The organism is Huintestinicola sp., assembly GCF_050874005.1.
Lineage (GTDB): Bacteria > Bacillota > Clostridia > Oscillospirales > Ruminococcaceae > Huintestinicola.
The window spans coordinates 1-26,420 of the sequence record NZ_JBNMJV010000004.1 but is presented as its reverse complement, the minus strand read 5'-3'; the positions used below and the strand labels follow the sequence as shown (position 1 = coordinate 26,420).

General features: G+C 48.0%; 23 protein-coding genes. 10 read left to right on the top strand and 13 right to left on the bottom strand.

The annotated features are described in order from the left end of the window. Positions 1 to 2: 2 nt before the first annotated feature. From ACR0QN_RS02345 to ACR0QN_RS02315, 7 genes are all read right to left on the bottom strand, one after another. Positions 3 to 365 carry a P-II family nitrogen regulator gene (locus ACR0QN_RS02345; RefSeq protein ID WP_432649583.1) on the bottom strand — a complete coding sequence of 121 codons (363 nt, stop codon included), beginning with the start codon at positions 363 to 365 and terminating at the stop codon, positions 3 to 5. A 36-nt stretch (positions 366 to 401) separates the two neighbouring features. After that, positions 402 to 1,511: an NAD(P)/FAD-dependent oxidoreductase gene (locus ACR0QN_RS02340; protein WP_432649582.1), complete on the bottom strand. Its 1,110-nt coding sequence runs from the start codon at positions 1,509 to 1,511 to the stop codon at positions 402 to 404. Further along, positions 1,508 to 1,828 (bottom strand): (2Fe-2S)-binding protein, encoded by a 321-nt coding sequence (locus ACR0QN_RS02335; RefSeq protein ID WP_432649581.1) that lies wholly within the window; start codon positions 1,826 to 1,828, stop codon positions 1,508 to 1,510. The genes ACR0QN_RS02340 and ACR0QN_RS02335 overlap by 4 nt, the downstream gene beginning before the upstream one ends. Positions 1,829 to 1,830: 2 nt before the next feature. After that, positions 1,831 to 3,414: an FAD-dependent oxidoreductase gene (locus ACR0QN_RS02330; RefSeq protein ID WP_432649580.1), complete on the bottom strand. Its 1,584-nt coding sequence runs from the start codon at positions 3,412 to 3,414 to the stop codon at positions 1,831 to 1,833. Continuing rightward, positions 3,411 to 3,737: a (2Fe-2S)-binding protein gene (locus tag ACR0QN_RS02325; RefSeq protein ID WP_432649579.1), complete on the bottom strand. Its 327-nt coding sequence runs from the start codon at positions 3,735 to 3,737 to the stop codon at positions 3,411 to 3,413. Before ACR0QN_RS02325 ends, ACR0QN_RS02330 begins: the two co-directional genes overlap by 4 nt. A 21-nt stretch (positions 3,738 to 3,758) precedes the next feature. Beyond that, positions 3,759 to 4,892, bottom strand: a complete 1,134-nt coding sequence (locus ACR0QN_RS02320; protein ID WP_432649578.1) for a tyramine oxidase subunit B — start codon at positions 4,890 to 4,892, stop codon at positions 3,759 to 3,761. Between the two features lie 259 nt (positions 4,893 to 5,151). Then, positions 5,152 to 6,579, bottom strand: coding sequence for an alanine/glycine:cation symporter family protein (locus tag ACR0QN_RS02315; RefSeq protein WP_432649664.1), 1,428 nt, complete (start codon positions 6,577 to 6,579; stop codon positions 5,152 to 5,154). 195 nt (positions 6,580 to 6,774) lie between these two features. Here ACR0QN_RS02315 and spoVAD point away from each other — a divergent pair, with 195 nt between their 5' ends. Continuing rightward, a complete protein-coding gene (gene spoVAD / locus ACR0QN_RS02310; RefSeq protein ID WP_432649577.1) occupies positions 6,775 to 7,788 on the top strand; it encodes a stage V sporulation protein AD in 1,014 nt (337 codons plus the stop codon). A 21-nt stretch (positions 7,789 to 7,809) separates the two neighbouring features. Beyond that, positions 7,810 to 8,163: a stage V sporulation protein AE gene (gene spoVAE, locus ACR0QN_RS02305; protein ID WP_432649576.1), complete on the top strand. Its 354-nt coding sequence runs from the start codon at positions 7,810 to 7,812 to the stop codon at positions 8,161 to 8,163. 868 nt (positions 8,164 to 9,031) lie between these two features. On the opposite strand, the gene ACR0QN_RS02300 is transcribed toward spoVAE, so the two are convergent. The 5 genes from ACR0QN_RS02300 to ACR0QN_RS02280 form a co-directional block, all read right to left on the bottom strand. Then, positions 9,032 to 10,252: a class I SAM-dependent rRNA methyltransferase gene (locus ACR0QN_RS02300; protein ID WP_432649575.1), complete on the bottom strand. Its 1,221-nt coding sequence runs from the start codon at positions 10,250 to 10,252 to the stop codon at positions 9,032 to 9,034. Between the two features lie 265 nt (positions 10,253 to 10,517). Next, positions 10,518 to 11,033, bottom strand: coding sequence for a threonine/serine exporter family protein (locus ACR0QN_RS02295; RefSeq protein ID WP_432649574.1), 516 nt, complete (start codon positions 11,031 to 11,033; stop codon positions 10,518 to 10,520). Between the two features lie 16 nt (positions 11,034 to 11,049). Further along, on the bottom strand, positions 11,050 to 11,805 hold the full coding sequence (locus tag ACR0QN_RS02290; protein ID WP_432649573.1) for a threonine/serine ThrE exporter family protein: 756 nt from the start codon (positions 11,803 to 11,805) through the stop codon (positions 11,050 to 11,052). A gap of 23 nt (positions 11,806 to 11,828) precedes the next feature. After that, the gene (ymfI, locus tag ACR0QN_RS02285) at positions 11,829 to 12,548 is read right to left on the bottom strand and encodes an elongation factor P 5-aminopentanone reductase (protein WP_432649572.1); all 720 of its coding nucleotides are present in this window, start codon (positions 12,546 to 12,548) and stop codon (positions 11,829 to 11,831) included. A gap of 14 nt (positions 12,549 to 12,562) precedes the next feature. Next, positions 12,563 to 15,418: a YfhO family protein gene (locus ACR0QN_RS02280; protein WP_432649571.1), complete on the bottom strand. Its 2,856-nt coding sequence runs from the start codon at positions 15,416 to 15,418 to the stop codon at positions 12,563 to 12,565. Between the two features lie 240 nt (positions 15,419 to 15,658). Here ACR0QN_RS02280 and ACR0QN_RS02275 point away from each other — a divergent pair, with 240 nt between their 5' ends. Continuing rightward, positions 15,659 to 16,201 carry an NUDIX domain-containing protein gene (locus tag ACR0QN_RS02275; RefSeq protein ID WP_432649570.1) on the top strand — a complete coding sequence of 181 codons (543 nt, stop codon included), beginning with the start codon at positions 15,659 to 15,661 and terminating at the stop codon, positions 16,199 to 16,201. Between the two features lie 62 nt (positions 16,202 to 16,263). On the opposite strand, the gene spoVG is transcribed toward ACR0QN_RS02275, so the two are convergent. Next, positions 16,264 to 16,563 carry a septation regulator SpoVG gene (gene spoVG, locus ACR0QN_RS02270; RefSeq protein WP_432649569.1) on the bottom strand — a complete coding sequence of 100 codons (300 nt, stop codon included), beginning with the start codon at positions 16,561 to 16,563 and terminating at the stop codon, positions 16,264 to 16,266. A gap of 168 nt (positions 16,564 to 16,731) precedes the next feature. On the opposite strand from spoVG, the gene murC reads away from it, so the two are divergent. The 7 genes from murC (at position 16,732) to ACR0QN_RS02235 (ending at position 26,169) form a co-directional block, all read left to right on the top strand. Beyond that, positions 16,732 to 18,135 (top strand): UDP-N-acetylmuramate--L-alanine ligase, encoded by a 1,404-nt coding sequence (gene murC / locus ACR0QN_RS02265; protein WP_432649663.1) that lies wholly within the window; start codon positions 16,732 to 16,734, stop codon positions 18,133 to 18,135. 27 nt (positions 18,136 to 18,162) lie between these two features. Further along, on the top strand, positions 18,163 to 18,750 hold the full coding sequence (lexA, locus tag ACR0QN_RS02260; protein ID WP_432649568.1) for a transcriptional repressor LexA: 588 nt from the start codon (positions 18,163 to 18,165) through the stop codon (positions 18,748 to 18,750). Between the two features lie 14 nt (positions 18,751 to 18,764). After that, positions 18,765 to 19,844: a CPBP family intramembrane glutamic endopeptidase gene (locus ACR0QN_RS02255; RefSeq protein WP_432649567.1), complete on the top strand. Its 1,080-nt coding sequence runs from the start codon at positions 18,765 to 18,767 to the stop codon at positions 19,842 to 19,844. 146 nt (positions 19,845 to 19,990) lie between these two features. Continuing rightward, complete coding sequence (aspS, locus tag ACR0QN_RS02250; RefSeq protein ID WP_432649566.1) at positions 19,991 to 21,307, top strand: aspartate--tRNA(Asn) ligase; 1,317 nt, start codon at positions 19,991 to 19,993, stop codon at positions 21,305 to 21,307. A 271-nt stretch (positions 21,308 to 21,578) separates the two neighbouring features. After that, positions 21,579 to 23,684, top strand: a complete 2,106-nt coding sequence (locus ACR0QN_RS02245; protein WP_432649565.1) for a glutamine synthetase III — start codon at positions 21,579 to 21,581, stop codon at positions 23,682 to 23,684. Positions 23,685 to 23,970: 286 nt separating this feature from the next. Further along, positions 23,971 to 25,059, top strand: a complete 1,089-nt coding sequence (locus tag ACR0QN_RS02240; RefSeq protein WP_432649564.1) for an alkaline phosphatase family protein — start codon at positions 23,971 to 23,973, stop codon at positions 25,057 to 25,059. A 111-nt stretch (positions 25,060 to 25,170) separates the two neighbouring features. Continuing rightward, positions 25,171 to 26,169 (top strand): glycoside hydrolase family 25 protein, encoded by a 999-nt coding sequence (locus ACR0QN_RS02235; RefSeq protein ID WP_432649563.1) that lies wholly within the window; start codon positions 25,171 to 25,173, stop codon positions 26,167 to 26,169. Positions 26,170 to 26,420 lie beyond the last annotated feature (251 nt).

Here is a 26,420-nt window from a genome sequence, read left to right as displayed (position 1 = left end):
AGTTACTTGTCTCCCTCCATAACAGCTTCAACGCCCTCCTCGCCTGTGCGGATACGGATAACGTTTGTCACGTCGGAAACGAATATCTTTCCGTCGCCGATATGACCTGTGTAAAGCTCCTTTTTCACAAATTCAAGCAGCTCGTCAAGCTCGTTTTTGGGAACGACCATCATTACCACTTCTTTGGGAAGGAGGCTTATCTCCTTCTTATTTTCATCGGTCTCAAACTCCTGAGTGCCGTGCTGAACGCCGCAGCCAAGCACCTGATAAACGGTCATTCCGCTTATGTTGAAGCGGCTCAGCGCCTTTTTAAGCGGCTCGATCTTTGAAATGCCTGTGATGATCTCTACTCTTGCAAGTTCCATAATAAATTCTCCTCTCTTAAATACAAAAAAATTTCCTTAAAATCTGTCATATCTGAGAGCCGACAGATCAACGGCAGTTTCCTCGTCGGTGGCAAGCTGTGAAAGAACAAGTCCCACAGCAGGGGCTATTCCGAAGCCGTGACCCGTAAATCCGCAGGCTGCTATAAGCCCGGGTACTTCGTCAATTTTGCTGATAACGGGAACGTGGTCGGCGCAGGAGTCCATCCAGCCTGCCCAGCTTCTTACCACCTTTATATTTGCAAGGGACGGGAAGTAGTTCATTATGCCTCTGCAGGCTGCCGATGCGGCAATGCTTGAAGATAAGGGCTTTCCCGGCTTTGCATAAGGCTCAAGACCCGAGTTCAGTCCGAACACGAAGGAACCGTGTTCCGTCTGATGTCCGTAGAAATCGGCGTCGGCGGTACCAAGCATCTGCCAGAACATCGGAGCGGCGGCTTCCGTTACAAGAGTTTCCAGAAGCACGTGCTGCATCGGGATATCAATGCCCACGGTATTGGCTATTGCTCTGCTTTCAAAGCCTGCACAGAGGATAACTCTGTCGCCCTCGTAAACATTGCCCGAAGCTGTAATGACTTGCCTTACAGCGCCCTTGTATTTTTTCAGTTCGATTACCTTTTCGTCCGATATAAAGTGTGCACCCAGTCTGCGTGCAGCCTTGTAATATCCCATTGTTGCCGTAAGGGGATTTGCGTGACCGTCTGTGGGGCACCAGCTTGCACAGGTGACAGCGTCGGAAAGATAGGGGTTGATCTCTCTTGCCTCGTCGCCGCTTATCATTCTCACATCAAGACCGCATTTAACGGCTCTGTCGGTAAGTCCTTCAAGTATCTGCCTGTGCTTCTCGGTGCTGCCGAGACGGAGATTTCCCTGCTGATGATATTCCACATTGGTATCAAGCATTTCCGAAAGATTAGGCCATATATTTTTTATAGCATACATAACAAGGGGAAGCTCTCTGGGGTCACGTCCCGACTGACGAACGCCGCCGCCGTTTCTTGTGGAGCCGCCGTTTCCGATATTGGAGCTGCCCTCAAGGACAATTACGGAAACGCCCTTTGCGGCAAGGTTATAAGCCGCCGCAGAGCCTATGATACCGCCGCCTATGATAATTACGTCCGCATTCATTTCGTTTCCTCCTTATCCCGTGCAAGAATATACATCTCAATGGGTCTCATAGGTGCTCTGCCCGTTGCAGGCTCAAGCTCGGAGGGTTTTACTCCCAGCTCCCTCGAAACGATAGCCTTTACAAGCTTTGTGCAGGTCTGTCCCTGGCAAAGTCCCATTCCCGTCCTGAGATAACGGCGTATTTCGGTAAGGGTGAACATTCCGTCGTGAACAGCTTTTCTGATCTCGCCTTTGGTGATCTCTTCACAGCGGCAGACTATCATATCGTCATCGGGCTGAGGGATAAACTCGCCTATATCTCTGTTTCTGTCGTTCATAATCATATTCCTTTCTCACGGAAAAATCTTGCCTGCATAGCAAATTCCTTCGGCACCTTCATTGTCAGAAGATTGGTGCAGTCAAACGCCTTTGCGCTTCTGACGCCCACTACTTCCGCATCACAGACGGGCTTGCCCGATCTGCTCAGCGCCTTGCCCTTATCGCCCTGCTTGGGCAGAGGCAGGAACTCATAAGGCAATGTTATCTCTGCCGTACCGTCGCCGCAGTCCTCGTTTACAAGGAATATTGCCTGTCCCGAGCAGGAGGCTACGCACATTCCGCAGCCTGTGCATTTTACCTCGGGGTCTGCCGCAGGGAGGGCGGTGATTTTGCTGCCTATCTTTATGCAGTGCTTTGGACAAGCGTCCTGACAAGGGTTGCAGGGGATATTCTGAGTACATTCGATAACGGGGTGGATACCTGTTTGGTGGGTCACTCCCGGGAAACGTCCTATCTCGTCATCGGAAACAAATCCGTGCTTCAGAAGGTTCTGTGAAATTGCAATGCCTTCTTCCGTTTCGGTGATAGCCTTTCCTCTCATTCCCGGGGCAAACATTCCCTGTCTGAGTCCGTCAAGGGCGGCTTCCTGTTCGGAAACGGCTGCCTTGCATTCTTCTTCTGTGATATATCCCAGACGGGCGGCAGCGGCAATTCCTGCGATACGTCCTTCTATCATTGCGCTGGAGGCTTCTTCAATTCCCGAAACATCTCCTGCGGCAAATATGCCCTTTACCGAGGTCTCCCCGTACTCGTCCACTACGGGAACAAAGCCTGCCTTTGCGGGGTCGTCCTTCATTTCGCAGCCTGCCATATCGCAAAGCTTTGACATAGGCGAAAGTCCCACAGCAAGACAGATGGTATCAACATCAAAATGCTTTTCCGTTCCCTTGATGACCTGCCAGTTTTTATCCACCTCGCCGATGGTAACGCCTGTAACATACTCATCGCCCTCGGCTGCAACTATGGTATGGGAAAGGTAGAAGGGAACGCCGCAGCGTGCCACCTTTGCGGCGTGAACGCCGTATCCGCCCACACGTGGAGCGGCGTCTGCAAGTGCCACTACCTCGCAGCCTGCCTGCATAAGCTGAAAGCTGACCACAAGACCAACATTTCCCGAGCCAAGCATAAGCACTTTTTTTCCGGGAAGTATTCCGTGAAGGTTCATCATTGTCTGAGCCGCTCCTGCGCCGATAACGCCGGGAAGCGTCCAGCCTGGGAATGTGACCATATTTTCGCTTGCACCCGTTGCAATGAGAATGGTATCGCCCTTTATATGCTCAACGTGCTCGCCTATTTTTACCGTTACCTCTTTTTCGGGGAAAATGCCGATAACGATAGCGTTCAGGACCACCTCTACGCCCAGCTCGCTTGCCTCCGCAAGAAGCTCCTCACCGATATGAAAGCCTCTTATCTTTGCCTTATGCTCCTTGGAACCGAAAAATTTATGTATCTGCTTGAAAAGCTGTCCGCCGGGCTTTGCGTTTTCATCGAAAACAGCCACCTTCATTCCACGCTTTGCCGCTTCTATGGCAGCCGAAAGTCCTGCAGGGCCGGCGCCGACTATGACCATATCATATCTTTTCATATCTTCTGCTCCTCCTTCGGCTCTGCTGTTACTCCGTACTGCGTTCTTACGTCCATTCCTTCTTCAAGGGGGGTTATGCAGGTGCGGACATTGGGCTGACCGTTTACTACCATTACGCAGTCGGTGCATCGCCCTATGGCGCAGAAAATTCCTCGGGGCTTATGCTGCTTTTTGGTGTATCTGTGTACCATTACCCCTGCATTTTTCAGAGCCATTGCAATAGGCTCGCCCTCGCAGCCTTCAAGCGTTTTTCCGTCAAAGGTAAAGGATACTGTCCTGCCCTTTTCGTATGTACCCAGTATCGGATGCTCATCTATTCTCATAACGATCTCCTCCGTTTGTCATCAGATCATCTGCGGCTTGTCCCAGAGCGTAAGCTTTGTGCCTATGCCCTTGGCAAGAGCATTGCGGTAAACTACCGTGCCCCACGCCACATCTTCCACAGGCATACCGCCTATGGAATACACTATGATCTCGTTTTCGTCCCTGTGAAGGGGTATCTTGCCCATAAGGATATCTCCCAGGTCGTCTATCTTGTCCTCGGACATTTTTCCCTCGGCGATAAGGTCCATAACACGCACCGCAGGAATGGGAACGGTGTTGTAGGCATTGGGCTTCATTTCTTCCTCCCACGCCTCGTAGAGCATAATATTGTCCGTCACCGTTCTTGCACGGTTGATGATGAAATCATCGTCAAATCTGAGAGCCGCCGTGGAGCTGATAAGCGCTCCCGGTTTTATCCATTCCTCGGCAATGTAGGGATAAAGCTCGGGGTCTCCCGTGGGAGTGGAGGTGCTTGCGGAAACGATGTCCGAATCTCTTACAGCTTCTTCAATAGTATCAACAGCGTAAACATCAACGCCGGGGTATTCCTTTTTAACGTGAGCGATGAAATTTTCAAGAGAAGCGGCGCCTCTGCCCTTTACCTTTATGGTCTCAATGCCGGGGCGGACTGCCATAATTGCCGCAAGAGCGGTCTTGCTCATAACTCCGGGGCCGATAATGCCCACCACCTTTGAATCCTGCTTTGAAAGGTGCTTGTAACCAACTCCCGGAACGGCTCCCGTGCGGTATGCGGAAAGGATATTTGCGGACATATATGCAAGGGGCGCTCCCGTGTCCTTGTCGTTAAGGGTGAGCATAAGAATGGAGCGGGGGAGACCTTTTTCCTTGTTCGCACAGTTTGAGCCGTACCACTTCATTCCTGCCATATCAAACTTGCCGCCCAGATATGCAGGCATTGCCATAAAACGTCTGTCGGGGCCGTCTACCGGCATTTCGGGAAAGGGTGAGGACTGAGGGAACATTACCATACAGCCGTGAGAGTTTCCGTTTGCTCCGCCCATACGGTAGTTGCCCACCTTCATAAGCTTGAACATTTCTTCCATAGTTTCAATGCAGCCTGCCATATCCTTAACACCTGCTGCGATCATATCTTCTTCGTTCAGATACAGAAATTCAACTTTTGGATAAGCCATAAGGCAACCGTCCTTTCGGATATAAAATATAAAAAGGAGTTCACGTCATTTTTGACCTGAACTCCTTTGTTCAATTTCATTATAGTCTCAAAATAAACATAATAATTGTAAAAATCGGAAGTAAAATGAATTTCCGAGGCTCTGTAATTTCATTTTTGCAAATAAAAAAGGCAGGAAGCTTTTCGGCTCCCTGCCGCAGATTTGAGGTGTATGTGCTGATTTGACAGCTTTTACAATAATATGTGTACCGCCGAAAAGCTTAGTCGCTTATCTCACCCTTTTTAAGCCGTGCAAAGTAATCCTTGGTGTCCCGTGCAACCACGCCGTTTAAAGCAAAGAGTGCGATAATATTCGGGAACGCCATAAGTCCGTTGAATATGTCTGCGATGGTCCATACTGCGGAAACGGTCATATAGGGACCGATGAAAACTGCCGCAATGTAGAGGATACGGTATATCATAACAGCCGCCTTGTTTTTGCCGCTGAGATATTCAAGGCAGCGCTCGCCGTAGTAGTTCCAACCGAGGATAGTGGTGAATGCAAAGAAAACAAGGCATATCATAAGAATAAAGGAAGCTGCCTGAGAGGGGAGAAAATGCAGTCCCTTCCGGAATGCGTCTGTTGTGACCTGAACGCCCTGAAGGTTCGGGTCTGCCCAGGAGCCCATCATTATTATGGAAAGTCCCGTCATTGTGCAGATGACGATGGTGTCGATAAATGTGCCTGTCATAGAGATAAGACCCTGTCTTACAGGCTCTTTGGTCTTAGCCGCCGCAGCCGCAATAGGCGCAGAGCCGAGACCCGACTCGTTGGAGAAAATTCCTCTTGCAACGCCGCTTCTCATAGATATCATCATTGAAGCGAGCATTCCCCCCGCAATGGGCTTTATTCCAAAAGCGCCTTGAATTATTTCGGCAAGAGCGGCAGGAATTTTTGTGATATTGCAGATAAGGAGCGTTACGACTGCGAGAATATAGAGTATCGCCATAAAGGGCACGACCACCTGTGAAACGCTGCTTATGCGCTTAATGCCGCCGATGATAACAAGTCCTGCGCAGAGGGCTATGATAATGCCCGAGATAACGGTGACGATAGAATATGTATTTCCCAGAATGGTAACGGTGTTTTCGCAGTTGGGGTCAAAAAATCCCGTTACCGCAGAGGAGATACCGTTAACCTGAGAGAATGTGCCGATACCCATAAGTCCAACGCAGGCACCGAAAAATGCAAATATCTTTGCGAGCCATTTCCATTTTTTGCCCATACCGTTTTCTATGTAGTAGAAGGGACCGCCGAGAACGTGTCCTTCCTCGTCGATGGTACGGTATTTGACAGCAAGAAAGCCCTCGGCAAATTTTGTTGCCATTCCGAAAAATGCGGCTATCCACATCCAGAAAAGCGCTCCCGGACCGCCTGCCAAAATACCTACCGCCGTTGCAACGCCTACGATATTTCCCGTTCCTATGGTGGCGGAAAGGGCGGTGCAGAGAGACGCAAAGCCCGATACTTCGCCGTGAGCTTCGTCCTCTTCCTCTTTAAAAAGATACCTGAGTGCCCTGGGCAGGTGGCGTATCTGGATAAATCCTGTGCGTATCGAAAGCAGGATACCTGCGGACAGGATAAGGACGATGAGGGGGACGCCCCACACGGCGTCGTCGATTTTGGTAAGCAGACTGTCAAAATCCATCAAATCAGCTCCAATTTCAAAAAAATTATACTTCTATTTTACCATATCCTGAGATGAAAATGATTAAATATTTATAAATATTGCACGGCAGCATTGATTTGCTTATCAAAATATATTTTATGAGCCTTTTTGAATAATTATGTTCCCGTGTGAAATATTACAAACAGAGTCTATCTTCGGAAAGGCGGTTTTAATATGGCTCAGAGAATTTCACGTAACACTTTTAAAATGGACATGCCGCCCACTATCCACAGCTATGCGGCGATTGTGGGAAAGAAGGAGGGAGACGGCCCTCTTCACAGGCATTTCGATCAGATCTATCAGGACACTCATTTCGGGCAGGACTCATGGGAAAAGGCGGAGAGCGAGCTTCTTAGACTTACGGTGATGAAGGCTCTCGAAAAGGGAAATATTTCAAAGGAGGACGTAAACTATATGTTTGCGGGTGACCTTCTTAATCAATGCACCACCACTTCCTACGGGCTGAGAGACCTGGAAATACCCGTTTTGTGCGTTTACGGAGCCTGCTCAACAATGGCGGAGAGCCTGCTTCTGGCGGCGCTTATGACCGACAGCGGCATTGGGGGAAATGTGGTTGCCGCCACATCATCTCACTTCTGCTCGGCTGAAAGACAGTTCAGATTTCCGCTTTCCTACGGCGGCGTGCGGACTCCTACGGCTCAATGGACCTGCACCGCTTCGGGTGCGGCGGTGGTAACTCCTCACGAGAAGCAGGGACCCCATATCAAGGGCGTGACCATCGGAAGGATAGTTGATATGGGCGTATGCGACGCAAACAATATGGGTGCGGCAATGGCTCCTGCGGCGGCATATGTTATCGAAAGCTATCTCAACGACACGGGAATGAAGCCCGAGGATTTCGACCTTATCATCACGGGAGACTTAGGCAGAGTGGGCGGCACGCTCCTTATCGAGCTTCTTGCGGGAGACGGGCTGAACATTGCGCCCAGATACAAGGACTGCGGAACTATGATGTTTGACTATGAGAAGCAGGACGTTCACGCAGGCGGCTCGGGCTGCGGCTGCAGCGCTGCGGTGCTGTGCGGATATTTTCTTGACAAGGTAAGGTCGGGTGAATACAAGAATATCCTTTTCTGCGCCACGGGTGCGCTTATGTCGCCCACAATGTCCCAGCAGGGGGAGAGCATTCCCGGAATATCCCACGCTGTGCATATTTCACGAGACTGACCAAACAAGGAGGAAAACAAAATGGAATATTTATGGGCGTTTATCATAGGCGGTGCACTCTGCGCTGTGGGACAGCTGCTCATCGACTACACAAAGCTTACTCCTGCAAGGATACTCGTTACCTATGTGGTTGCGGGAGTGGTGCTTGGCGCATTTAAGATATACCGTCCCCTTATCGAGTTTGCGGGGGCGGGAGCGGCAGTTCCCCTGACGGGCTTCGGCAACGCCCTTGCGGAGGGCGTGAGAGAGGCTGTTGACACCAAGGGCTTTATCGGCGTATTTACGGGAGGTCTGGCTGCCGCTTCCGCAGGCATTACGGCGGCTATGATATTCGGTCTTATTATGGGACTGTGCTGTAAATCAAAGGAAAAATGAAAAAAGCTGTCCGCTTTTGAAACGGGCAGCTTTACATAGCGGGCTGAGCTTGCAGCCGCTTGTTATATAATTTATTTTGGCGGCTCGGTAACGTTTGTCAGCCCGATAAATTGGAATATGACGGGCTGTATATTTTGCTTATTTATTATGTTTATTTTACTTAACCCTGTTAGCGAGTAAGCAAAGGGACAACCTAAGGGGAGGGGAAAGAAATAAACCCAACAAAAATGCGGATTTTCCCCTCCCCTACGGTTTTCCCCTTGCGACCTCTTTCCCTACCCCCTCCCCTTTCCCGCATTTTTACAGTTATGCTTGAGCCTTAAAGTTTTGAGCCTTATATTTGGTTTTGTTCGAGGCATTTCACCTCGTCATTCCTTTTTTGCGGTTTTCCGTAGCCTATTATGGGGCATACGCCTATGCGGTTTAGGTCTGCGGCTTTGCGCCAATAAAAAAATTCCAACCTCAAGTCTAAGCAGAATGGGCGTATGCTCCATAACAGAACGTGGGAAACCGCAAAAAAGGAATGACGATGTGAAATGACCCGAACAAAATTTTATTACAGCAAGAAAAAATCTCAATCCCTATCTATCTGTAAAAATGCGGAAAGGGGAGAGGGGGTAGGGAAAGAGTGTGCAGAGGGAAAACCGTAGGGGAGGGGGGAAGTCCGCATTTTTGTTGGGTTTAGTTCTTCCCCCCTCCCCTTAGGTTGTCCCTTTGCATACTCGCTAACAGGTTTAAGAAAAACTAAATTTTGTTAATCAAAAATAATTTAGTCTTGTGACATAAAACACGATGCGGTGACAAAGTAACAAATTCCCGTAAAGTAACTTCGTGACCTCGCCGCAGGTCGTCACCCGCCGTCACCCGCCTATATTATCTGCAAAAGGAAAAATTTCAGATATTCCGTTTCATCAACCGACATAAGAATAGGGTGGTCGGGAGCCTGACGGCGAAGCTCTATGAGACGGAGCTCAACTCCCGCCGCCTTTGCCGCATCTTTAAGCATCTGAGCAAAAAGCTCCTCGGTCATAAAGTGGGAGCAGGAGGCTGTGGCAAGATAGCCGCCTCGGGGGAGCAGGCGCATTGCAAGGGTGTTCAGCTCAAGATAGCCGTTTCGGGCGTTTCCCACAGTCTTTCGTGACTTGGTGAATGCAGGAGGGTCAAGGATTATGTAATCCGCACTCCTGTCGTGAGCTTCGATACGTGCTTTCAGAAAATCGAAAACATCGCTCTGCACAAAGGTCATATTTCCCTCAAGACCGTTGAGTGCTGCATTTGAACGTGCCATTTCCACCGCCTGTGCGGAAACGTCCACCGCCGTTACGTGAGCCGCACCCGCTTTTGCGCAGTTAAGTGCAAAAGATCCTGTGTGTGTGCAGCAGTCGATAACGTTTTTGCCCTTTGCGATAGAAGCGGCGGCACGGCGGTTGTATTTCTGGTCAAGGAAAAAGCCTGTTTTCTGACCGTTTTCCACATCAACGCTGTAGCGTATGCCGTTTTCAACTATTTCGGTCAGGGGAGAGGTGTTTTCCTCTCGGAAATACCAGCCCTTTTCCTCGCTCATTCCCTCAAGGGTGCGGATATTTACATCGTTTCTCAGATAAATGCCCCTTATTTTTACACCGTCGGCTTTGAGAATATCCATAAGTGCGGGGAGAATTATATCCCGTCTTTGCTCAATTCCGAGGGAAAGTATCTGAACTGAGAGCAGGTCGTTAAATTTATCCACCGTAAGCCCCGGGAAACCGTCTGCTTCTCCGAAAATAAGTCGGCAGGCGTTCATATCCTCCTCGGTCATTACCGTCTTTCTGTAGCTGTAGGCATACTCCAGGCGGCGTTTCCAGAAGCCTTCGTCAAAGGTGTCATTGGCATTTCGGGAAATTATCCTTACACGAATTTTTGAGTTTGAGTTGAAAAAGCCTGTGCCCATATACCGACCTTTTTCGGAAATGACATCGGCAAGTGCACCATCTGTGATATTATCGGCGGCGGTTATTTCGTTATCGTATATCCACGGGTGACCGCCCGAGGTACGCTTGCGGCATTTTTCGGTTACTGTTACTTTTGGAAAATCTCTTTTTATGTTCATTATAATTATCCTTTCAGCAGGGCAGGCTGAGCCTGCAGCCAATCGTTCTATAGTTTATTTGGGACGTTATATATGCGGCTCGGTAACTGTAGAAATAAGCCCCTCAAGAATCAGAAGAGGGCTGAGCCTGCTAAATCATGATTTATCTTTGTTGAGCAATAACATATCTGTCGGCGCGGAGACAAAGCTAAAAAATCCGCAAAACTGACAGCGCGACCTCGCTGCGGGGCGTCCCCCGCCGCCGCGGGTCGTCACCCGCACCCGCTTAAAATTTTTTAACGCTTCTTCCGTCCTTTGAGGACAGCTTCTTGTATGCCTTTTTAAGATTTTGCCTGTAATGCCGCCTGAAATCCTTGTAGAGCCTTACCGCCGAGGAAACAAAGAATATGCCCATTGCAATTGCTCCCGCCATTCCGAATGCGTCTATCGCCCTGTCAAGGAAGGTGTCGTTATCGCCCATAACGAGAGCCAGCATTGCGTAATAGGTGAGTCCGCCCGGCACAAGAGGGATTATGCCCACGATAAGATACATATTAACGGGAGCTTTGTTTATCTTTGCCATTACCTCGGAAAACAGCGCCACCGCCGCCGCCGAGATAAAGCAGGTCTGTATCTCCCCGAATTCGTTCATAATGAGGAGCGTATAGATAAGCTGGCTCACCAGCGACCCTACCGAGGCGGCTATCAGGTGCTTGAAGCGGATATTGAACTGCACACCGAATGCGGCGCACGCCACAAAACTGCATATGCAGGGAATAACAATATCGTTTGTGATATCCATAAATTAAAACCGTCTTTCAGAATTTTATTACAGCAGCTACCGCCGAGCCTGCTCCCACCGCCATTCCGACAGCGATAAGAAGCGCTTCGGTAAGGGTGTATATGCCGGAAATGAAGTCCCCCGAGATAAAGTCTCTCATACAGTTTGTAAGGGCAACTCCCGGGACAAGAGCCATTGATGCGCCTATTATCATCTTGTCAAATCTGGGAACAAAGCCGATGGAGCTTATTATCACCGCTAAAAGCGACACTGCCATTGAGCATACCACAGCGTTCAGAAATGCGCTGGCGTTGACCTTCCGGAGCCTTACGGTAATGAAATTTATCACAAGTCCCAACAGTCCGCCGAACAGCGCTTCGAGAGGCTCGCCCTTGAAGAAAAGAGTGAACGCCGCTCCCGTTATGAAATAGCTTAAATAGATAACAGCAGGGCTGTAGGTCTTACGCTCCTTTATCTGCTGAAGCTTGTGGAGTATGACCTCCGCTTCGGGCTTTTCGGTGCAGATGAAACGGGAAAGCTCGTTTATTTTTCCCACCCTGTCAAGGTTTGTGTCCCGTCCCGAAATGCTTTTTGAATCGGTATATGGCACGCTGTTTTTGTCCTTGACGGTGATTATGAAGTTTGCGGGGGTTGCGTATATCTCCGCCTCCTCGTGCTTGTAGGCACGGCAGATACGGGTAATGGTGTCCTCCACACGATATATCTCAGCGCCGTATATTATCATCAGACGGGCGATCTCGGCGCATATGCCCGTAAGCTGTATCTCGTTCATTTCAGTCCTCCCCGGGAAATCCCTTAAATAATAAATCCGCCGTTAACGCCTATTATCTGTCCCGTAATAAAATCGGAGCCTTTGTCCGCAAGGAAAAGGGCAGTTCTTGCAATATCCTCGGGAGTGCCTATCCTGTTCATAGGCGTTTCCTCCTTGAGATATGCCATTGTTTCTTCGTCAAGATGAGCGTTCATATCCGTATCAATGACCCCCGGGGCAATGCAGTTTACCGTGATTCCCGACAGCCCCACTTCCTTTGCCAGAGCCTTTGTAAAGCCGATCACCGCCGCCTTTGCGGCACTGTAATGCACCTCGCAGGAGGCTCCTGCCTGTCCCCACATAGAGGAGATGTTTATTATCCTGCCGTACTTGTTGTGTATCATATAGGGGAGAGCGGCGTGTGTGAAGCTGTAAACGCTTTTAACATTCACGTTAAACATATTGTCCCACATTGCCTCGGTAATATCCGAAAACAAAGCCTGTTCGGCAATGCCTGCGTTGTTTATGAGCACATCGGCGCCGCCGAAAACTGAGCTGATTTCCACAACAGCCTCGCATACCTCGCTGTATACGGCGCAGTCGCATCTGAATATCTCACAGCCTATCTCAGCCTTGAGACTTTCCGCTTCCGCCTTGCTTTTGTGATATACAGCGGCAACATTGTAGCCTGCCTTTGCAAACTGTTTTGCACATTCCCTGCCTATTCCACGGGATGCGCCTGTTATTATAACTGTCTGAGCCATTTTGCCGCCTTTCTTTAATCGTTCAGTCTGTCCAGAAGTATCTTATCGCTTTTCTTTTCGGTAACAGCGATTATGATAATTGCGATAATGCCGCAGAGAGAGATGATTATGCCTGCGCTCAGTCCTGCGGGGAAGAAGGTCATTTCTATCTCGTGAGTGCCTGCGGTAAGCTCAACGCCGATAAGAGCGTCGCATACCTTAACAGGCTCCACCTTTTCGCCGTCCACCTTGATAGTCCAGCCCGGCTCCCAGCTTATGGTGGTGAACATCACACCGTCCTTTTCGGCGGTTATCTCGCCCTTGATGTGGTCTTCCTCAAAGTGGGTCATTTTAAGACCGTGTTCTTTGAGCTTGTTTATGTCCTCGGTGAACTTTTCCTCGTCAAGATAATAGAAAAGCTTGTCCTTGAAAAGCACCTCATTTTTTTCCTCGGTGATGGTGACGATAAGGGAAATTTCCTCGCCCTTGTCAAACCTGCCAAGAGTCTGAATGACCATATTTCCGCCCTCAAAATAGTAATCGAGGAACTCCTTGTTAAGCCAGAGATTTACCTTTCTCTCGTAGCTTGAGGGTAGATACATATATATCATATCCTCGGTGGGAGCGTCAAAAATAAACTCAATGTGAGAATTTTTCCCCTGTTCTACGGGAACATATTTGGTATGTGCGCCATAGCTTGTCTGCTTTGCATTTTCGGGAATGGTCTTGTCAACGGATATCTGCTTGAAATACTGGGTGTATTCATCGGAAACCAGGTGGCTGAGAAGCTTGTTCTGGTTTTCAAAGGGATTGTCCGTTCCGAACTCCACGTCGAGAATGGAGCTGTCCGCCATAAATGCGATGGGCAGGGCATTGGGATTTTCATAGACCGCAAATATATCCTTTTCGTCCTTGTTTGTAAGGACGAGCTTGTCATAGTGCTTGTTTTCGGGTATCTTTTCCTCTGCGGAGATGTTTTCGTCTGCCTCGTCGCTTGCGATAGACTCCTTTTCCATTACATATTTAATGCCGAGGATCGAGTCGGTGACATAGGTGGAGCCTTTGTATTTGATGTAGTGACCGCCGTAGGAGAAGCCCAGACGTCGCAAAAACTGTATGGGAGCGGCATTAAGGGTGGAGCTTGAGTGTGAAATGCCGAAGCTGCCCATTGCCATAGCGTCATTTACGGTTCGGTGGTAATTTTTCTCTATCCTGTAAACGCCGCCTTCATCAAAGCTGTCCTGATCGAGAATTTTCTTTACGGTGTCACGTCCGAGAGTGATATATCTGTTGTAGGAGGAGTATTTTGAATAAACAACGTCCTTGTTTATAGCCTCCATAGTGGAAAGTGTGGAGCCGAAAAGTTCGCCTGCTGTGAAAATACCTATAACAAAGGTGAGAACTGCCCTTTTGGATTTGTCGGACATTTTTATGCTTCTGAGAACGATGCAGTAAATGAGTGTGAAAAGCACCGTGTACCATACGGACATAGTAAGGTCAACGCCCTTGAAATCCTGTCTGCCCACATAGAAGGCATAGAGCATAAGTCCGAAGCCCGTAACGCCGATTTCCTTAATGGTAATGCCCTCAAGGCGCTCAAAGGTCATAGCCGCCATTACAAGGAGAACAAAGCTGAATGTGAAGCTGTAGCGGTAGGGGAGCCAGTTCGGCACCTGAAATCCGTGCCACGCAAGGTCTGCGGTGGAGAGATACATTGACAGGAGAACAGACATCAGCACAGCGCCCAGACCCATTTTTTGCCTGAAACGTATCTTGCTGTTTAAGAAAAACAAAGGAATGAGTATCACCGTAAGTACGCCGCAGTAAACAACGGGAGAACCTTCGGGGCGGCAGGTGTCATACACGTTCGGCAGGAGATTTTTAAAGAAATCAATGAAGTCAAACTGAGTTTTAAGAGCGTAGCTTGGGTCTGAAAATTCAAATTTGCCGAGCTTTAAGGAGTTGTACAGAGGCAGAAGCACCCAGGCGGCGGACATTGCCGCAATAACACCGCCAACGGCAAATTTCACTCCCGCAAAGAAAAAGGACTTAAAGGAATGGGTGTAATTTTTCTTGCCTGCAAAATAGTAGTAAAGGAAATAGATGATAGAGAAGAAGGTTATCATCCAGCCGATGTAGAAATGCGCCATATACATAAGCGCAAGGGGAATGATAAAGCGGAGCCAGCAGTTGTCGTCGATTATCTTTTCAATGCCGTAAACGATAAGGGGCAGATAGATAAGACCGTCCAGCCACATCGGGTTCATAAGCTGTACTATCATATAGCCCATAAGGGAGTAAAGTATGCCGAAAAGCATAGCTGTAGAGCCTTTGCAGCCCTTTGAGCGCCTGAGATAATAGTTAAATGTCACCGAAGCCGTACCCACCTTGCAAAGCTGCATTATAAGCAGAGACTCGGTCATCATCGAGCGAGGGAGTATCATCGGTATCAAGGTGAAGGGGCTTGCCAGATAATAGGCGAATATTCCCATTATTTCTCCCGTAAGGTTACGGCTCCAGGAGATAAAGGGACTGCCGTTACCGTGAAGGATATCACGGAGATTTTCAAAGTAATAAACATATTGTCCGTTCAGGTCGAGTACCAGCACGGACATATCCCCGAAGGGGTGAACGCCGAAGCAGGCGTATGCGGCAAAAAGCAGCAGGGCAGGGATAAAAAAGGCAAATATATAGCTTCTCTTTGATTTTATAAAGCTGACTATCCCGCTCAGAAATTTATTTTCCTTCTTAGGCTCCTTTATGTTTGAGCCGTCACGTCCGCCGTCGATGATGTTAACGTTTATCTTTTTAACGTCCATCTCTCCTAAGGAAGTTTCCCCTTCGGAGCCGTTGTTTTCGGGCTGGCCCTGAATGTTTACATTTTCTTCCATATCCGTAAAGTCTCCGTTCTTTGTTATGAAAAGTGTGGCTGATTGGCTTAAAATACATATACATATACTATTATAATATTTTTACTAATAAAAAACAAGAAAAATCAGCAGAAATAAATAAAAAAAATTCTGAATTTTGACTTGTTAAATTGTTCAATATGTGATATAATAAATTTAGTGAAACAGACTTTCGCTGAAATAGTGCGATTTTCGGTCAAATTAACGGAGGTTTGCTTAAAAATGCATTTAAGTGAGAAAACTATAGAAAAGGAAGTCGTGTTCGAGGGACGGATAATCACCGTCAGAAAGGATAAGGCGGAGCTTGAGGACGGTACCGTTGCCCCCAGAGAGCTTGTTATCCACTCGGGCGGCGTGTGTGTTGTTCCTCTCACCGATGAAAATGAGGTCATAATGGTGCGGCAGTTCAGATACGCTTTCGGCGAGCCTCTTCTTGAAATACCCGCAGGCAAGCTTGAGATAGGTGAAGATCACAGATCAGCTGCCCTCAGAGAGCTTGAGGAGGAAACGGGAGCAAAGTGCGAAAGCTTTGATTATCTGGGGGTCTGCTACCCCTCGGTTGCATATCTCACAGAAAAGATACATATGTATCTTGCAAGGGGTCTGAGCTTCGGCAAAGCCCATACCGACGAGGGCGAGTATCTTGATGTGCTCCGCATACCTCTTGACGAAGCGGTCCGGATGGTAATGCGTGGGGAAATTCCCGACGCCAAGACCCAGATCGCCCTTCTCAAAACAAAAATGCTCATTGATGAGGGCAAATAAAAATCCCCGTTTCCGGTAAGAAACGGGGGAGAGACATCTGATATCCCGGATAGCTGATATGATCAGATAAGGCCTGCCTGCTCTGCTTCTGCCTCAGCCTGCATCATTTCGATGTGGCGTGTGTAAGCGTCAAGGATCTGACCCTCAATGGACTGTCTTGCGTCGGGGGAGATGGGGTGAACGATATCTCTGAAAACGCCGTTCTCGTCCTTTCTGCTGGGCATTGCAACGAAAAGTCTTGCGTCGCCCTGGACTACCTTGATGTCGTGGATGGCGATCTGGTCGTCAATAGTGATGGAAATAACAGCTCTCAGACGGCCCTCGGGAATGATCTTGCGGATCTTGATATCGGTGATTGTCATTTTATATGTCCTCCTTAAAATCTGCGGCATTCGGATAATAGTAGTATGTTTCCGCTGCGCTGCAATATTCAGAAATTTGGAAAATGAAAGTTTTTCCAATCCGTAATTCAATTATAATATATGACTCTTAAAATTTTATAAACAGAGGTGAAACTTTTGAATAACTATATGCGTAAATTTGATGATGATGTCTTAAAGGATAAGCATCACATTCATATGATAGGCATAGGCGGCAGCGGAATGTATCCCCTTGCACAGATACTAAAGGCAAAGGGCTATCACATAACAGGTTCGGACAATAACGAGACAGACACCCTTAAAGCCGTCAGAGCAATGGGCATAGAGGTGTTCCTCGGTCAGCGTGCGGAGAATATAAAGGGCGCCGACCTTATAATCCACACTGCCGCAATTATGCAGGATAATCCCGAGCTTATTGCAGCAAAGGCGAGCGGAGTCCCTGTTCTTGAAAGAAGCGACCTGCTGGGAATAGTCACTTCCTGGTATAAAAATGCAGTCTGCGTAAGCGGAACTCACGGCAAGACCACCGTTACCTCGATGATAACCCAGATCTTAAAGCAGGGCGGAATGGACATCACCGCATATATCGGCGGAAAACTGCCCATAATAGGGGGAAGCGGCTGTGTAGGCACTTCCGATACAATGGTGTGCGAAGCCTGCGAGTTTGTGGATCATTTTCTGAAGCTGTCTCCCGATATAGCCGTAGTGCTGAACGTTGACGCCGACCATCTTGACTATTTCAAGACCCTTGACAACGTTATCGCCTCCTTTAACAAATTCTGCTCCCTTGCAGGCAGGATAATCGCCAACGGGGACGATGAAAACACACGCAAAGCTATAAGCGGTCTTGACAAGGAAACAGTCACCTTCGGAAATTCCGAGGAAAACGACTGGTACCCGAAGAATGTAAGCAGGGTAAACGGACTTCTCACCGAGTTCGATATTTATCATAAGGGAGAGCTTTTTACTCATGCAAGGCTCCATATTCCGGGTATCCACAATGTGCTTAATGCCGTAGCTGCAGCAGCTGCAGCATATATGTCGGGAGCGGACGCAGATATGATATCCGCAGGTCTTGACAGCTTCCGTGGGGCAAAGCGCCGCTTTGAAAAGTACGGCGAGGTAAACGGCATAACCGTATGCGACGATTACGGTCATCACCCCGCAGAGCTTGAAGCTACCCTCAGAGCTGCTGCCGATATGGGCTTTAATAAGGTCTGGGCGGTGTTCCAGCCCTTCACCTTCTCCCGAACAGCCCTGCTCCTTGACGATTTCATACGGGTGCTGTCCATTCCCGATAGGTGCATAATCACCGCCATAATGGGCTCACGTGAGAAGAACACCTACAACATTTATGATAAGGACATCGGTGAAAAAGTTCCCGGAGCAGTATGGTTCGAGGAACAGGAACACGACGCCAACTTTGAGCTTTGCGCCGAATATGCCGCAGAACACGCCCAAAGCGGAGACCTTATCCTTACAATGGGCTGCGGAGATGTAAACAAATGCGCCTGGCTTATCCTTGATAAGCTGAAGGCAAAATATAAACAATAATATTTAAAATATGAAAGGAAGATCATTATGAAAATGAAAGAGATCCACAAGAAGGTATACGAGTACATCAAGCAGAGAACAGAGGACGGCTATTCCCCCTCTATAAGAGAGATCTGCCGTGACCTTGACATCGCTTCCACCTCCACCGCCGCAAGATATGTAAATTTCCTTGTAGATCAGGGATATCTTGAGAAGATAGAGGGCAAGAACCGTGCCGTAAAGCTTGCAGGAAACGGCATAATGAGACTTCCCGTTGTGGGCACCATCACCGCAGGTCAGCCTGTTACAGCCTTTGAGGATATTTCGGAATACATATCCTTCCTGCCCAACAAGACCTACACAGGCGAGCTTTTTGCTCTCAAGATCAGAGGCGAAAGTATGATAAACGCAGGTATCTTAGACGGCGATTTCGTTATCGTAGAAAAGTCCGAATACGTTGAAAACGGCGAGATTGCAGCAGTTATGGTAGGGGACGAGGAAGCCACCGTAAAGCGTTTTTACAAGGAAGACGGACATTACCGTCTCCAGCCCGAAAATGACACAATGCAGCCTATTATTTCCGACGAGTGCACCATTATCGGAAAGGTAGTTGGAGTAATGCGTTACTTAGGCTGAGAACGGAGCATTTAATGGAAGAAAATCGAAATGACCCCTTAGGACAAAGCCACGCTCCATATCCCGCATATCAGCCCTATACCCCGGGCGGCGGATATTACAGGAGCGAGGCACCCGTTTCGGAAAACGAGCGCAGAGCCATCAAACGCAATTACCGCACCGCATTTACCGAAGCCATTATCCACAACATAGGCAGTGTTGTCCTTGCAAATGTCATATTTGTGATAATGATGCTGTTTGGCTATGAATTCAGGGTAAACGAAGATAATACCCAGATAGTGGATATTCCCTATGCCATAGCAGGGTCTTTGCCGTCCATTCTTTTCTGTCTCGGTATATTCCTTTATGACAAGAGTTCAGGCAGGAAAAAGCTTTCGGAATATTTCCGCACAGAGGACATAACTGCAGGCAGGGTGTTTGCATTTTTCGGAATGGTGATGCTGTTTTACTCCGTCAGCGTTATACTCCAGCAGGTAGTCATAAGCGGCTGCTTTTCGGCAGGCTTTTCACCCATAAAAGAGGAGTATCTGTCGGAGGAAGAGCTGTCCGTTCCATATCTTGTCTGGGATATAATAATGACCGCAATACTTGCTCCCATAGGCGAGGAGCTTATGTTCAGAGGAGTTATACTGAGGCGTCTCAGTACCGTGAGTCAGCGCTTTGCCATATTTGCGTCTGCAGCTATTTTCGGACTGATGCACGGAAATCTTCTCCAGATGATACTTGGCTTCTGCGTAGGACTGGTGTTCGGCTATGCCGCAGTTAAAACAGGCTCGCTGCTGCTGCCCATAGCGGGACATATTTTCATCAATTTCTTTGCAGTCTCGTGCAGTATACTCACATTCCTTACCGATGACGAAACTGCAAATACCTATTGGCTGTGCGTACTTGGAGTATTTTTTGTAATAGGCATCGTGACCCTTGTCATACTTCTTGCACGTCACAGCATAGAGCTTCCCCGAAGCACGGAGTATCACCGCAAGAGAACATTTCCCATAATGGTATCCTGCGTAAGCTTCTGGGTGCTGCTTGCAGTCTATATTATAGATATAGTATCAAAATTCGGTCCCGTGACCGAAAAGCTTATGGAATAAGCATATTGACAACCGTTAAAAGGTATGATATAATCATTTTTATGGAAAAGACGGCAGGGAGTGTCCCAATGCCGTAAAGTCCGAAGGCGCTGACTTTCGGACGGGTCTTGTGTTTTCGCAAGGCTCAGAAAGGATGGTAATTCTAAATGGAGAAAATCGACGGAAAAACGCTGATAAACGAGTTTGATCTCGACGAAGCAAAGAGCAGCGAGGGCAAAGAGATCGAAATTTCCGCCTGCGTTCATAAGGTAAAGAAGATGGGCGGTTTCGCCTTTGTAATTCTCAGGACCGCAAGATATCTTATCCAGACAGTCTATTCCCCCGATACCTGCCCCGACAGCATCGACGGTATCAAGGAAGGCTGCTTTGTGACCGCAAAGGGCGTTGTTAAAAATGACGACAGAGCATATAACGGCATTGAGCTTTCCCTTACAGGCATAAAGCTTATCCATAAGCCCGATTATGATTATCCTCTCCACGTTTCCGCAAGGAAGCTGGGCTGCAGTCTGGACGTAAATCTTGACAACAGAAGCGTTTCTCTCAGAAATCCGTATGAAAGAGCCGTTTTCAAATTCCAGGAGGGCGTAGTTTCGGGCTTCAGAGAGTTTATGCTTAAAAATAAATTCACCGAGATACACACCCCCAAGATCGTAGCACAGGGCGCTGAGGGCGGAGCAAACATTTTCCGTCTCGATTATTTTGACAACGAGGCATTCCTCAATCAGTCCCCCCAGTTCTATAAGCAGGCAGCGGTGGCATTCTTTGACAGAGTATTCGAGATAGCTCCCGTTTACCGTGCAGAGCGCCACTCCACCTCCCGTCATCTGAACGAGTATATCGGACTTGACTTTGAGATGGGCTTCATCAACGATATGTACGACGTTATGAATATGGAGACAGCAATGCTCCGTTATCTTATGGCATATCTCAAGGAAAACTATGCACAGGAGATAAACATTCTCGGCGCAGATATCCCCGAGATAACCGAGATACCTGCAATAAAGTTCGAGGACGCAGTTGCTCTCATCAAGGGCAGCAAGGCAAAGAACAAGTTTGACCTTGAACCCGAGGACGAGGTGTTCCTCTGCAACTATGCAAAGGAAAACTACGGCACAGAGTTTATTTTCGTAACAAACTTCCCCTCCTCCAAGCCTCCTTTCTATGCAATGAACGACAAGGAAGACCCCAGAACAGCCTGCAAGTTCGACCTTCTTTTCAGAGGACTTGAGATAACCACAGGCGGTCAGCGTATCCACGATTACAACGAGCAGATCGAGAAGATGAAGGCTCAGGGACTGGACCCCGATGATTTCAAGAGCTATCTTGAGAGCCATAAGTACGGACTTCCTCCTCACGGCGGTCTTGGAATTGGACTTGAGAGACTTGTAATGAAGCTTATCGGCGCACAGAATGTCCGTCAGGCTTCAATGTTCCCCAGAGACCTTAACCGTCTGCTTCCGTAAGCATTTTGAAACAACTTGCGGCTGCAAATTCATAATATCCCTTATAAAATAGGCTGAATTATGAAAAAACTGCCACAAAATGCAGGATAATTTATAAATCTTGCAAAAAATTCAAAAAAGGTCTTGACAAACTAAAATATATAGTGTATTATAATACTGTACTCAGAAACAAGTTAATAATTCAAAGGCAACGGCGCCGATGGACAGTTCATTTTATATGTGAGCTGTGCTTCGGCGTCTTTTGTTTTTGATGAATTGGGAGGAATATAATATGTCAGAGTCAACAGTTCAGGGAATTAAGAACGTGCCCGATTATTTCGGCTGCAACGTTTTTAATGAGGAAACAATGAAGCAGAGACTTCCTAAGAATGTGTACAAGTCCCTGCTTAAAACAAAGACAATGGGAACAGCTCTCGATCCCGATGTAGCGGACGTTATCGCCGCAACAATGAAGGATTGGGCAGTGGAAAAGGGTGTTACCCACTATACCCACTGGTTCCACCCTATGACCGGTCTGTCCGCCGAGAAGCACGATTCCTTTATCTCTCCCACAGATGACGGCAAGGTAATAATGGAATTTTCCGGCAAGGAGCTTATCAAGGGCGAGCCCGATGCGTCTTCTTTCCCCTCTGGCGGTCTGAGAGCCACCTTTGAGGCAAGAGGCTATACAGCCTGGGACCCCACATCTCCTGCATTTATCAAGGATAAGACCCTCTACATACCCACAGCATTCTGCTCCTACACAGGTGAAACACTTGATAAGAAAACTCCTCTTCTCCGTTCAATGGAGGTAATTTCCGAGCAGGCTGTAAGAGTTCTGAAGCTTTTCGGCTCCAAGGCAACAAGAGTAACCACCACCGTAGGACCCGAGCAGGAATACTTCCTCGTAGACAAGAAGCTTTACGATCAGCGTAAAGACCTTATCTACACAGGCAGAACCCTTTTCGGTGCAAAGGCACCCAAGGGTCAGGAGCTTGAGGATCACTACTTCGGAAATATCAAGACAAGAGTTCACGATTATATGACCGAGCTGGACGAAGAGCTGTGGAAGCTTGGAATCTACTCCAAGACCGAGCATAACGAAGTTGCTCCCGCACAGCACGAGATGGCTCCTATCTTTACAACATCTAACGTAGCAGCCGACCAGAACGCCCTCACAATGGAAATTATGAAGAAGGTAGCGCTCAAGCACGGTCTTGTATGCCTCCTCCACGAAAAGCCCTTTGCAGGCGTTAACGGTTCCGGTAAGCACAATAACTGGTCCATTTCCACCAACGACGGTCAGAATCTTCTTGACCCCGGCAAGAACCCCAAGGACAATATCCAGTTCCTTACCTTCCTTGCCGCTATCATCAAGGCAGTTGATGAAAATGCAGACCTGCTGAGACTTTCAGTTGCTTCCGCAGGCAATGACCACCGTCTGGGCGCAAACGAAGCACCTCCCGCAATTATGTCCATTTTCGTAGGCTCCGAGCTTCAGCAGATCCTTGACGCTCTCGAGACAGGCGAAATGATCAAGTCCGGTGCCAACGAGGAATTTGTTATCGGCGTTGAAGCCCTTCCCAACTTCCCCAAGGATACCACCGATAGAAACAGAACATCTCCCTTTGCATTCACAGGCAATAAGTTCGAGTTCAGAAGCCTTGGTTCTTCCGAGACTATCGCCTGCACAAACTGCATACTGAATACCATCGTAGCAAACTCCCTCAAGGAATTTGCCGACAGACTCGAGGGTGCAGAGGACTTCACCTCCGAGCTCAATAAGCTCCTTGTTGAGACCATCAAGAAGCACAAGAGAGTTATCTTCAACGGCAACGGCTATGATGCAAGCTGGGTAGAGGAAGCAGCAAGAAGAGGACTTCCCAACTATGTTTCCACCGTTGATGCAGTTCCTCACTATACAGATGAGAAGAACGTCAAGATGTTCGAGATGTTCAAGGTATACACAAGAACAGAGCTTGAGTCCAGAACTGAGATCATTCTTGAGAACTACTCCAAGGTCATCAATATCGAAGCACTCACAATGCTTGATATGGCAAAGAAGCAGATACTTCCCGCAGGTATGGAATTTGCCAAGGAGCTTTGCGACAGCGTAAATGCCAAGAAGTCCGCAGGTGTATCCGCAGACCTCGAGAAGAAGCTTGCAGATAAGGTAACAGCCCTTAACGCAGGCATTTCCGAAGCAATCGACGAGCTTGATACAAAGCTTATCGGCGCAGGTGACGCAGGCGATGCAGAAGCAACCGCAAAATACTATAGAAACACAGTATTTGCAGCAATGCAGAGTCTCAGAGCAGTGGCAGACGAGCTTGAGACCATTACTCCCGAGACCATCTGGCCCTTCCCCACATACGGCGATCTTATGTTCAGAGTTTGATTTTATTGAAGGCAGCGCTGCCCGTTACGGGGAGCGCTGTTTGTCATTTCACCGTATTATTAACGCTTACTTCTATTTTCTGCTGCATACGGTCAAACGTATGCATATACTCACAGGCGGACAGGGTTTGTCCCTGAAGCCCCGTCCGCCATCTCCCTGCAATAAAACGTTCTTGTATCCGACCTTGTGTCAGATACGAGGGCGGTTTTTGCATTTAGTTGACATAACCTTGCTTGTCTGATATAATAAAGAAGATGATTTTCAAAAAAACACAAGGAGCAGAAAAGTGAACATAAAATACCCCGACTACAAAAACAGCATAGCGAATTTAGCCTGTTCGGTACTGAAATATTACGGCATAGAGCCGCCAAATCCCACCCTGCCCCAAGCAGACAGGCTTTTAAACAGACCATATAAAAACGTGGTCATCATACTCCTTGATGGAATGGGAGCAAGCTCTGTGGAAAAGCACCTTTCCCCCAAGGGCTTTTTCCGCAAACATTTCATAACGAAATACTCCTCCACTTTTCCCTCGACCACCGTTGCCGCCACCACCGCTATGGACAGCGGACTTTTCCCAAATCAGTCAGCGTGGCTTGGCTGGACGGGCTATTTTGAGGAGCTTGACAGGAATATCGTGTATTTTTTCGGCACGGACGGCGATACGGGGGAGCAGCTTGACATAAACGCCGCTTGGACCTATGTTCCCTATGAAAATATCCGTGACAGAATAAGCAAAACGGGAGTAACTGCCCATTACCTTGCCAAATTCTGGGGAGAATGTCCTCAGACCTACAGCGAGTTATGCGGTAATATCAAAAGGCATTGCCTTGAACCGAACCGAAACTACATCTATGCTTACTGGGACGAGCCCGACTGCACAATGCATAAAAGCGGCGTAGACGGTGAGGAAATAAAGAAGCTTCTTATGGATATGGAAAAAACTACCGAGCAGCTTGCCGCAGACCTTGACGATACCCTGCTCATCGTCACCGCCGACCACGGGCATATAAATATAAAAAATAATCTCCTGACCGATTATCCCGACCTTACCGAATGTCTTGTGCGAATGCCCTCAATGGAGCCGAGAGCGTTGAACCTCTTTGTAAAAGACGGAATGAAAGACCGCTTCAAATCGGCATTCAATGAGCATTTCGGAGACGAGTTTATCCTGCTCACAAAGGAAGAGCTTCTTCAAAAGCAGCTTTTAGGCTCAGGACAAAACCACCCCAAGCTTGAGAGAATGCTTGGAGATTTCCTTGCCATAGCCATCGGAGATATGCAGATAGTAAATTCCGAAAGTCGTTTCAAAGGCAGCCACGCAGGTCTCACCGAAGACGAAATGACAATTCCCCTTATCGCCATCTCAAAATAAAGGAGAAATGTTTCAAAATCAAAGATTTTCAAACCGAATTTTGTTTCTTTGTCTGCCGACAAAGATTTCCTTACGGAAAACACAAAATTCTCACGAAAGGAATATTCACAAATGAGTAAAAACCCCCTTACAGCCCCCTGTATCATACTTTCGGCAATGACCGCACTTACCCTCGGAACAGCCTGCCTGTTTATCGCAAGAGCCTCGGGGCTAAGTAAAGACAATGAAAGCCTCAGAGCGTCGGCAACTATGGCGGAAGCAGAAATATCCCGTCTGAATGCGGCTCTTGAGACAGCAATTCCCGAAACCGAAGCCGTTCTCGGAACGGCAGCTTTCCTTGATGCACGGGACGAAAATACCGTCTACATATACGATAACGGCATAGACGTAATAGAATACCCCGAAATAAACGGCGCAATTTTCAATGATTATGATATGACCCTCCTTGAAACTGACGAAAAAAAGCATAAGACCCTGTATGACGAAAGCGGAAACAAGCGCAGCCGTTTCGGAATAGACGTGTCCTCCTATCAGCAGAATATCGACTGGCAGGCGGTTAAAGCAGACGGAGTGGAATTTGCCATTCTCCGCATAGGCTATCGTGGATATGAAACCGGCCAGCTCACCGAGGATAAATATTTCAGAAGAAATCTTGAAGGCGCAAAGGCGGCAGGGATAGAAACGGGCGTGTATTTCTTTTCCCAGGCGCTTACCCCCGAAGAAGCTCTGGAAGAAGCAGACTATGTGATATCCCTCCTTTCGGAAACGGGAGCGGAGCTGACATACCCCGTAGTGTTCGACTGGGAATTTCCCACCGATGAGGACCCTGCCCGTACCGAGGGGCTTTCGGGTGAGATACAGACCGCCTGCTGCCGTGCTTTCTGTGACAGAATAATAGAAGCAGGCTATGAGCCGATGTACTACTCTACCATCAACACCGCAATTTTCCGCTATGATATGGGCGAGCTTTCTGACATACCCCTCTGGCTTGCAGACTATAACCGCACCTGCAATTTTACCTATGACTACAGAATGTGGCAGTATTCCTGCTCGGGAGTTGTGGACGGGATAGAAGGGCTTGTGGATATGAACATACGGATAGAGAAATAAACTGGAACTTTAGTTCCGAATACATTATAGCACATCTGTTTTAATTTGTCAAGACCTTTTGGAAAAAAATATTGTATCATATATAAAACAAAAAGCCGCCTCTGACACGAACTGATATAATCCCCTTAGAGTAGACACTCGAAAAAACAAAAATTTCGAGACTACACTAAGGGGGTAATTTTATGCCAAGAAGAAGTCATAAGAACAAGAAGTATTCAACAGAACTAAAGCTGAAAGCGGTAAAAGAATAT